The 9,886-nt window shown below is 48.4% G+C and carries 8 protein-coding genes and 1 pseudogene; all 9 read left to right on the plus strand.

Features of this window, described 5'->3' with window-relative positions:
• Positions 1-451: nitrous oxide reductase accessory protein NosL (locus Q0257_RS04625; RefSeq protein ID WP_298022129.1), on the plus strand; the 451-nt coding region annotated here is incomplete at its 5' end.
• Between the two features lie 218 nt (positions 452-669).
• Positions 670-3,390, plus strand: a complete 2,721-nt coding sequence (locus Q0257_RS04630) for a carbon monoxide dehydrogenase (RefSeq protein WP_298022134.1) — start codon at positions 670-672, stop codon at positions 3,388-3,390.
• Between the two features lie 555 nt (positions 3,391-3,945).
• Positions 3,946-4,191 (plus strand): hypothetical protein, encoded by a 246-nt coding sequence (locus Q0257_RS04635; protein ID WP_298022137.1) that lies wholly within the window; start codon positions 3,946-3,948, stop codon positions 4,189-4,191.
• 73 nt (positions 4,192-4,264) lie between these two features.
• A complete protein-coding gene (locus Q0257_RS04640; RefSeq protein WP_297880697.1) occupies positions 4,265-5,257 on the plus strand; it encodes an iron ABC transporter permease in 993 nt (330 codons plus the stop codon).
• A complete protein-coding gene (locus tag Q0257_RS04645; protein WP_297959071.1) occupies positions 5,250-6,026 on the plus strand; it encodes an ABC transporter ATP-binding protein in 777 nt (258 codons plus the stop codon). The genes Q0257_RS04640 and Q0257_RS04645 overlap by 8 nt, the downstream gene beginning before the upstream one ends.
• Positions 6,027-6,748: 722 nt before the next feature.
• Positions 6,749-8,185, plus strand: coding sequence for a DUF4139 domain-containing protein (locus Q0257_RS04650; RefSeq protein ID WP_298022139.1), 1,437 nt, complete (start codon positions 6,749-6,751; stop codon positions 8,183-8,185).
• Between the two features lie 481 nt (positions 8,186-8,666).
• Entirely contained in the window at positions 8,667-9,494 is an 828-nt protein-coding gene (locus tag Q0257_RS04655; RefSeq protein WP_298022142.1) for a hypothetical protein, read from the plus strand.
• 49 nt (positions 9,495-9,543) lie between these two features.
• Positions 9,544-9,693 (plus strand): hypothetical protein, encoded by a 150-nt coding sequence (locus Q0257_RS04660; protein WP_298022144.1) that lies wholly within the window; start codon positions 9,544-9,546, stop codon positions 9,691-9,693.
• Positions 9,690-9,886, plus strand: a pseudogene (locus Q0257_RS04665) (hypothetical protein); the annotation flags it as partial. The gene Q0257_RS04660 and the pseudogene Q0257_RS04665, both read left to right, overlap by 4 nt.

Raw genomic sequence — 9,886 nt, forward strand, 5'->3', positions numbered from 1 at the left:
CCCTGAATTTCGCGCCTATGCAAGGCTCAAAGACGGCAGCGCGCTAGCGTTTGCTTCGCCCAAGGCGATGTTTGCGTATTTTTTTGAAAGTGAGAGCTCGGGCGCAAATTTCGGCGGCACTTCTGCAAAGATGAATTCTGTGAATGAAAATTCTTCGGAAGCAAATTCTGCGAGCAAAAATCCAGCTAGCGGCAATTTAGGCGAGACAAATTCTGCGGGTGCAAATTTCGGTGGCGCGGAACTTTATGTTACCGATTACGCAAGCGGCGAAATTTTGCGGGCGCAGGACGCGTTTTATGTATTCGGCAGCGTGCTGCAAAGCGCCAGAGGCGACGATCTTATCACGTTTGCGAGATTGCGCGACGCGCAGGACTTCATGCGCGAGAAAAAGGGGCATAAAATTTTGCAGTTTCGAGAAATCTCCGCCAAGCTGATCGATTATCTAAGATGATCGAGCCGCTTGGCAAAATTTAAATTCAGCTATTTTAGTATATTTTATTCATAAAAATTTATCTTTTATTTTAGTGCGCTATTAAGGGAATTTAAAGCAATTAAAAAATACAATCACGTTAAATTTTATCTATAAGAATTAAATAGTGTAGTCTTTTAGTATATTTATTGAGGGCTGCATTCTCACTTATTTTTAAAATAAATTTTAAGGAGACAACCATGGCAAACGACAAAATCGCAAAACAAAAAGGCTCACGCAAGAAGGCTGCGACGGATGAAAATTCCGCTACGAATACGGGAGAAAATTCCGTCGCAGACGCGCTCAAAAGCTCCGCCGCGTCCGTTTTCGACAAAAGTGCAAGCACTGCTAAAAATTCCGCCGCAAATTCTACGACTTCCGCCTCACATGCTCGCGACAAAATTTCTAAAAATCGCGCCGCAGGTGAGAATTCCTGCGACGAGTGCGATTGCGAAGCCAGAAATTCCGCGTCTGGCTACGATGATAGCGCAAGCTCTGCTTCAAGTACGAACTTTGCGGCGTACTCAAGCGCTCAAGGCGCAAGCAACGCCCAAAATTCCGCGATAGGCTCTACGACAAATTCCATGGCCGATTCTTTGATAAATTCCATCTCAAATCCTACGAAGAGCCCAAGCAGCAAAGACCATTTCTCTTGCTCGCACGAGCATAGCGATAACTCCGCAATCCACTCGCATCTACGCGACGAAGATCTTGCGACCCACCCACACGATCAAGAAGAAAACCTCGCAGCTTATTTGCACGAATACGGCGCAAATTCTGCGGCGTATTCGCACGAGCGCGACGAGGATTCCGTCATCAGCTCGCACGAGCACGACAAACATTGCCATGATCACAAGCCCCACTCTCATCGCGCGATTATTGGATTTGACGAGCACGGTATCCCAAAAGTTTTAGTGCCCGCAAAGGCTAGTCCGCACACACATAAAGACGCGCAGGGCAATCTTTTCGAGCATTTTCACGAGGCGGAATTTACGGCGGATTATATGAAGGCGGTGCTTGAATACAAAAAGACCTTCCCTACAAAGCAAGAAGTACTTGAGAAAACCCCCGATCCCGCCGTGCGTGAAATGATGCTTAGGATGGAGCAGATCGGCGTAGATACGGCGTTTGATCGCTTTGATAAACAGATGCCTATGTGTAGTTATGGACTTAGCGGGGTATGCTGTAAGATCTGCAATATGGGGCCTTGCAAAATTACTAAAAAGGCCGATCGCGGCACTTGCGGTGCGGACGCCGATCTCATCGTATCGCGCAACCTACTGCGCCAAGTAGCTGCAGGCGTAGCTCAACACGGCGCGCACGCCAGAGAGCTTCTGCTGTCGCTAAAATGGGCGGCGCAGGGCAAGCTAGATCTGCCCATAATAGGCGAATACAAAATCATCAATACCGCCAAAGCCTTTGGAATTCCAACTGAAGGCAGAGAGTTAAAAGAGGTAGCGATCGAGCTTGCCGATACGCTTTTGACAGATCTTTCGCAAAGCAGCGGCGAGTATAAAACCATCACTGCGCTCGCACCCAAGGAGCGTCAAGAGGTATGGCGTAAGCTAGATATCTTGCCGATTAGTGCGTATAACGAAGTCTTTGAGGCGTATCACCGAACGGGTGTAGGCACGGATGGAGACTGGCGCAGCGTGATGCAGCATCTTTTGCGCTGCGGGCTTGCTTTTACCTTCACCGGCGTAGTAGCTGCGAATATCGCTACGGATGCGCTATTTGGCGTAGGAGATCGCGTAACTTCCAAAAGCAATATGGGCGCGCTTAAAAAAGGCTGGGTCAATATCGCCGTGCACGGACATCTGCCGACATTAGTAAGCCTAATAGTGGAGATCGGAAATTCTAAGGAGTATCAAGACAAGGCTCGCGCAATAGGCGCGCAGGGGATCGCATTTTACGGCGTGTGCTGTTCTGGACTATCGGCGATGTATCGCAATTGGGGCGTCGTGCCGCTCTCAAACGCCGTAACTGCCGAACTCGTCATAGGCACAGGCGCACTTGATCTTTGGGTCGCCGATGTCCAAGATGTCTATCCTGCGATCATGGACGTGGCTAACTGCTTCCAGACCAAGGTCGTTACCACAAGCTCATCGGCTAGGCTTCCCGGAGCCGAGCATATAGGCTACGATCATCACCACAGCAATATCGCCGAAACTAGGAATTTAGCGCGTAAAATTCTAGATCGCGCATTGCAATCTCACGAAAAGCGCAAGGGGCTGCCGGTATATATCCCGCCGTATGAAGTTGAGGCCGAAGTGGGCTTTTCGGTAGAATTCGTCCATAAACACTACGGCGGCATGGAGCCGTTAGCGCACGCGCTAAAAAGCGGTGAAATTTTAGGCATCGTAAATATGGTCGGCTGCACCAATCCTAAAGTGCCTTATGAGCGCGCTATCATAGATGTCGCACAAACCCTAATCGAAAATAACGTCCTAATCCTGACCAACGGCTGCGCGTCGTTCCCGCTAATGAAGCTGGGCTTTTGCCAAAAAAGCGCGTATAAAAAAGCAGGCGCGTCGCTGCGGGCGTTTTTAGAAAAAGACGAGCTTCCGCCGGTATGGCACGTGGGTGAGTGTATCGATAATACCCGCTCCAGCGGAATTTTCGCAGGTATCGCAGGGGTGCTAGACAAAAATCTCTACGAGCTGCCGCTTGCCTTCACCTCTCCCGAGTGGGCGAACGAAAAGGGCGTCGATGCCTCGCTCGGATTCCGCCTGATGGGCATCGACTCATATCACTGCGTCGAGTATCAAATCCACGGCTCCGCAAATGTCATACACTTTTTCAAAGAGGGCACCAGGCGGGCACTTGGCTCTGTGATGCACGTAGATACCGATCCGGTCGCGCTTGCGCTAAAAATGGTAAGCGATATGCGCCTAAAGCGTAAAGCTCTAGGCTGGCAGTAGCGACAGACGGATTCATTTCGCATCGCATTTTAAGCGATGCGAAATTTCATGATAAAATTTAACCCCTTGCGGTCAAATAAAATCCCACAGCTAAACGAGCAGTAAAATTCTACAACTAAGTGGCTAGCAAAACCGAGGTCAAATAAAGAGAAAATTTTCGCGCCGTATCCGTTTGTGGAATTCTAAATCAAATCTTCAGACTCTGTATAAAATTTTGCCGCGCGCTGTCTGCTGCTAAATATGCGGAATTTAGCCAGGCAAAATTCCGCCATCGAGCTTAAACGCATCTTTCGCGAAAGGATGAAATTTTAAAATTCCATCTTGGCGTAAATTTCGTAGGCGCTCATCTGAAATCCACAAGCGAAATTTCGCTTAAAAGCCTTATTACACGGAGCTGCACGCCATTAGATTCGCTCACATACGCTCACGTATATGAAAGCCGAAATCATAAAAATTTAATATGATATGTGCTAAAATGCCACATCTGTTTAAGGATTTAGATGTATAAATCAAAGCCGCTGCAGTCTCTGTGTCATCATCGACAGAAGGCACCTCGTGCGAGGCGGAGGCACTGCTGCCAAGTCCTGCGTTTCGCAGCTTGAGGCGGTGCGACAAAAGTGCGTCTATGCTGCACCTGCAAACATTTTAGGCTGGGACCGCACGGGCGTGAGGACGTCACTACAAATCTTGCAGGCGGTTAAAATTTTCATCCGGATCTTTTCTGAAGTATTGATCTTAGGGCCATCACGAAGGAATTTTGCCGCAAGCCTTTCGCCTACGAGCCGGAAAGCGGAATTTTAAGCAGGTTTCAACGAGGCGAAATTTCAAAGATTAAATTTAAGGCAAAAGATAAAAATTTAAAGCAAGGGAAGGTATGAAAAATTTTAAATTTATGCTCGTGCTGCTGATACTGGCGACGATTGCGACGATCGCGATATCGCTTTGTATAGGGCGCTTCGGCCTAAGCATCACCGAGGTTTTAAAAGCGCTTAGCGGCGGCGAGGTAGCGCAAAACGTCCACAACGTCATCATGCAGGTGCGCCTGCCGCGTATCATCGCCGCGGTGCTCGTGGGTGCGGCGCTGGGCATCAGCGGCACGGCGTATCAAGGCGTCTTTAAAAACCAGCTCGTCTCGCCCGATCTTTTAGGCGTCAGCGCGGGAGCTTGCGTGGGCGCGGCGATCGCGATCCTGCTTGATCTAAATATCCTTTTGATCCAGCTTTTCGCCTTCGTTTTCGGGCTTGCGGCGGTTTGCATTACGCTTCTAATCACGCGAGCGCTGCGTTCGAGCGCCACCATAATGCTCGTGCTTGCGGGCATCATCGTAAGCGGTCTGATGGGCGCACTGATCGGATTTTTAAAATTTATGGCCGATCCCGAGACGAAGCTTGCAGACATCGTGTATTGGCAGCTAGGAAGCCTCGCGAAGGTCGACCCCTCCGTGCTAGCGATGATAGCGCCGGTGATGGGGGTTTGTATCGCTATCTTGGTGCTGATGAGCTACCGCATAAACGTCCTATCCATGGGCGATGCGACTGCGGCGAAGCTGGGCGTAAACGTCGTGCTGGAGCGGGGCATCATCATCGTCTGCGCGACGCTGCTTACCGCAAGCAGCGTGTGTATCAGCGGCATAGTCGCATGGGTGGGGCTTTTGATGCCGCATTTAACGCGCATGATCGTGGGCGTTAGCAACACCAAGGCGATCCCCGCGAGCATATTTTTAAGCGCGATCTTCGTGCTCATCGTAGATGACGTAGCGCGCAGTATAAATCAAAGCGAGATCCCGTTAGGGGTACTTACGGGCTTTATCGGCACGCTATTTTTTATATTCATCCTGCTGAAAAATAAAAGGAAGCTAAATGGTTAGGGTTGAGAGCTTAGACTTCGGCTACGTAAAATCCGCCCCTCTGACGCTGCACGACGTGAATTTCAACCTAGAAGCGGGCGCGATGCTGACGATTTTGGGGCAAAACGGCGCAGGCAAATCGACGCTTTTAAATTTAATCAGCGGCACGCTTACGCCTCTGCGCGGTAAAATTTCAATTGACGGCAAGGATATGGCGAGTCTCAGCGCCAAAGGGCGCGCCGAGATCATCGGCTACGTCTCGCAAAGCGAGGTCTGCGAGTACGACTACAGCGTCTTTGAGTACGTCCTAATGGGGCGCACGGCGCATATAGGGATCTTTTCGCAGCCGAGCGAAAACGACTACAAGCTCGCGCAGCGCTACATGAAAATGCTTGAAATTTGGCACCTAAAAGACAAGATCATCACGCGCCTAAGCGGTGGTCAGAGGCAGATGGCGTCCATCGCGCGCGCCCTTTGCAGCGAGCCTAAGATCGTGATCTTCGACGAGCCCACCTCGGCGTTAGACTTTGCCAACCAATACAAATTCCTCCGCGCCACGAAGGAACTTCTCAAAAACGGCTACACCGTAGTTTTAGCCACGCACAATCCGGACTTCGCGCTGCTTTTGGGCGGATATGTCGCGCTCGTAAAAGGCGGCGGCGAGGTCGCATACGGCAAGGCCGAGCAGATCATAAAGAGCGAAATTTTAAGCAAGCTATACGATCTGAAGCTCGACGTCAGCTACAACGAAAAGGTCGGCAGGGTGTGTTGCTTGACGTATCCGTTTTGATCTTAACTTCGCGGACGAGCACAGCTCGGTCCTTGCGACGGGGAGCTTTGCTCCCTCGACCCACCTAAAGTTTCAGAAATTTTGCGTAGCAAAATTTTAAAATTTATCGGTTTTACTTCTCAGTTCGAATAAAGTCCGAGCCTGCGAGCGGGGCTCTGCCCCACGCCCCGCTAAAGTTACGGCAGGCTAACGCCTGCATTTTTATCGGTTTGACTTCGCGGACGAGCACAGCTCGTCCTTGCGACGGGGAGCTTCGCTATTTCTCGCGAAGGCTAGGAAGTGCCCCGCGCTTCCTTCGCATTGCTTCGCTCGCCTAAAGTTTCAGAAATTTTACTACGCAAAATTTTAAAATTTATCGGTTTCGCTTCTCGGTTCGAACAAGATCCGAGCCTGCGAGTGGGGCTCTGCCCCGCACCCCACTAAAGTTACGGCAGGCTAACGCCTGCATTTTTATCGGTTTAACTTCGCGGAGGGGTACATCTCGTCCTCGAAATAGAAGCTTAGAAATTTTAAAATTTTATCGCTTAGGCTGAGCGAGCGAGAGGACTTAATAGGCGCCAGCAGCGGTAAAATTTTAACGTCCGCGGCGGGGATTTTGCGGCTTCGAAATTTTAAAATTTCAAAGCGGGCGGCGGAGCAAGAATTTTAAAATTTATCTTAAATTTTAAGCATAAAAATCAAAATTTATCGTTACAATTACGTAAAATTTTTAAGGAGTAAAAATGAAAAAAATAGTTCTTTTAAGCGCAGCTGCGGCGCTTGCCGTAAATTTAAGCGCGCAGGAAAATAGCCTTGAGATCTACGCGAACTCCGCCTTCTTGCACCAAAACTTCGGCGCGCAAAAATCAAACTTCAGCGTGAACGTGCCGGAGTACTTGGATATCCGCAGCATCGAGATTGTGGGCTCTTGCGAAGTGCGCGAATTGTCTTTGGAGGAGAGCGAGCCCGTGAAAAACGCGGAATTCGCCAAAAAAGAGGCGGACGAAAAGAGCCTGCGCGAGCTAAACGACCGCCTGGTCGCGCTTAAGGCGCAGCAGCGCTTTTTAAGCGATTTTGCGAGCTTAAAAGATAGAAGCCTGGCAAGCCTAAAGGCGGATTCGCAAAAAATTTACGACGAGGTCTTGCTCGCAGCGGGCGAAATTTCAAAGACGGACGAGCAGATCGTAAAGCTCAAAGAGAAAATTTCAAAATACCGGATCAAGAACGAACGCCGCTTAAACGCGAACTTTGGCTGCGATCCGAGCTTCGTTAAGATCAATTACCCCGTTGACGTAAGCGCCTACACGCACAACGAGCTCTCTGCCGATCTTGCAAGCGGTAAAATCGAGGTCGCGCAAAAACTCTCGGTGCAAAATCCGCTAAACGCCGAGCTAGCGAATTTGACGATCGCGCTGTATCCTTACGAGTACTCCTCGCAGACCGCGCCGCAGCCGTTTTACCCGTGGTATGAGGGCGAGCCTATGGAGCCTGAGCCCGCGGCGGCTTATAAAAAGGACGTGATGCTAGAGGTGGCGGATATGCAGAGGGCGCCTGCGGCGGAGGCGAGATCGTCGTATGCAAGGACGGGCTCGAATATCGAAAGCTCGCTCTCAAAGGTGTGGAAAATTAGCGGCGTAAGCCTCAAGGCGGGCGAGGCGGGCGAGTTCAGCTTCGATAAACAGAGCCTGGATGCGAAATTTGATCTACTCATCGACGGCTACGGCAGCGAGGCGGCCTACGTGCGGGCTAAATTTATCCCCGAAAGAAGCATAGAGGAGAGCGAAACGCTAATAAAGCTCGACGGCGTGCAGATCGGGCTCGTGCATCTAGGCTTTGCCGCAAATTCCGAGGCTACGGCATATCTGGGTAAAAACAGCCTGATCGAAGTTAAAAAAGAGCAGGCGAACAACTTCACGAAAAACTCCTTTTTCGGCGGCGAAAGCAAGAATTCCATGGCTTGGGACTACGAGATCAAAAACGGCTCCAAGCGCGCTTGGAACGTGGTTTTGCAAGAGCGAGCGCCCGTTTCGACGCATGAGGACGTAAAGGTCGCGCTGAAAAACTCGCCCGAGCAGAGCAGCCTCGGCAAGGACGGACTGCTTAGCTGGGACTTCGAGCTAAAGCCGGGCGAGAGCAAAAAGATCCACTTCGGCTACGAGCTAAGCAAACCGAAGAAGTAACGAGCTTTGGCGCGGCGCGGTTAAATTTTGCGCAGCGGAGTAGCTTTTTGCGGTGCGGTTAAATTTTATGCGACACCGCTTTACGAGACGGACCCTCTTTTGCCGCGCCGCTAAATTTTACGCGGCAGACCGACTTTTTACGGCGCAATTAAATTTTGCCGGCATAAAACTAAGGCGTGGGTTTAGAGCTTATCTGAAATTTTTGGCGCCGTGCCGCTGAATTTTACGCGCCGTGCCTGGGAAAATTTAAGCGTCGCGAGAACTAAAAATTTAAATGTTTCGGCGATTTAAAATTGGCTAGCGCGGGATATGAAATTTAGCGATGCAAAGAGGTTTTGGCGCTAGGCAGAAAACTTTAAGCGTCGCTAAAGCTTATCTCAAATTTAGAAAGGTCGGGGCGATGAATGCGGAGCGAAGGTATAAATTTAACGGAGCGGCGAGGTGTGCGGTTTGTTTCACTGGCGGTGCCTAAAGGATCGTAATGAAATTTCGCAAACTTAAATTTAAAATCCTAGCCGCGGCGCTACTTTTCTGCGCCCTGTTTATCCGCATCGTGCCGGATTACTCCGCTTCGCAAGGCTCCTGCGTAGTTACTATTTTTAGCTATTACAAATATCAAAAGGGATATTGTCTAAAAGAGAATAGAATTCTGAGCAACGAAGAGTTACTTCAAAATGCCGCTATAAATTATTTTAAAAGATATCACGACTATGAGGTTCTGCGAAATACCATTATCGATGAGCACGATATAAAAAATTTCGGCCATAGTTTTTATACGGCGAACATCTCCAAGCTCTATCTAATCGGCGATTTTAATGAAGAAAACTGGTTTGATTTTTTGGTCGAAAATACCGACAGAAAGAGTTTTGATTATGAGATAAAAGACAAGACGCAAATAGATATCTCCGATCTATCAAAATATTTTGTATATAAGGATGAAATTTTAGGCTTTAGACAGCCTATTATCTTGTCCGAAGAGAAAAATCCGCTTCATGGTGGAAAAATGTTTTTAGAAAAATCATTTTTAATAAAAGAGAATCGATTTTTTGTGAATTATGCCAGACCTGGTTATATAAGTTGGTATATCGAGCTTAACAATAAAGAAGATTTAACAAAAATCAAAAGCAAAGAAAATTTAATGCGAATAAAAAACGAATATGAGAACTTAGAAAACTTTAACAAAGTCTTAGCTTATACTCATATGAAGCATTTGCGACGTAAATTCTCATACGATAATTGCGGAAATATAAATTTTGATATCAAAGCTCCGGCGGAACAGGAGCTGGATATGTGGATTCACGGCGGATAAAGTTAGTTAAAATTTTATCTTAACGAATGTAACCGAAAAAGGATAAGAGATGAGCAAAAAAGAAACTGATTTGAGATTAGAATTAGAGGGCAATTACGGCGCCGATATATTGAGTTATTATTTGTGGGGGAAGAAAACTCCTCCGGGCCCGAAAGAATTAGCCTCTAACGAATGGATGGATAGAAAAGAAATGATATGAAATTCTACAGCTCTATTAAATTTAAAGCCCTAGCTGGCACGCTGCTTCTTATAATGATACTTTGCGCCATATTTATCCGCATCGTGCCCGATTACTCCACTTCACGAGGCTTCGCGATAGTTTCTACTTTCGACTACGACAAATACAAGCAGGGCTATTGCCTCAAAGAAAACAGAATTTTGCCCAAAGAGGA

It is taken from the genome of uncultured Campylobacter sp. (assembly GCF_938018035.1).
Taxonomy (GTDB): Bacteria; Campylobacterota; Campylobacteria; order Campylobacterales; family Campylobacteraceae; genus Campylobacter_B.

Coding starts and splice junctions, on each gene's coding strand:
- Q0257_RS04630 (WP_298022134.1), top strand. CDS start 670: ATGGCAAACGACAAAATCGCAAAACAAAAAGGCTCACGCAAGAAGGCT.
- Q0257_RS04640 (WP_297880697.1), top strand. CDS start 4,265: ATGAAAAATTTTAAATTTATGCTCGTGCTGCTGATACTGGCGACGATT.
- Q0257_RS04645 (WP_297959071.1), top strand. CDS start 5,250: ATGGTTAGGGTTGAGAGCTTAGACTTCGGCTACGTAAAATCCGCCCCT.
- Q0257_RS04650 (WP_298022139.1), top strand. CDS start 6,749: ATGAAAAAAATAGTTCTTTTAAGCGCAGCTGCGGCGCTTGCCGTAAAT.
- Q0257_RS04655 (WP_298022142.1), top strand. CDS start 8,667: ATGAAATTTCGCAAACTTAAATTTAAAATCCTAGCCGCGGCGCTACTT.
- Q0257_RS04660 (WP_298022144.1), top strand. CDS start 9,544: ATGAGCAAAAAAGAAACTGATTTGAGATTAGAATTAGAGGGCAATTAC.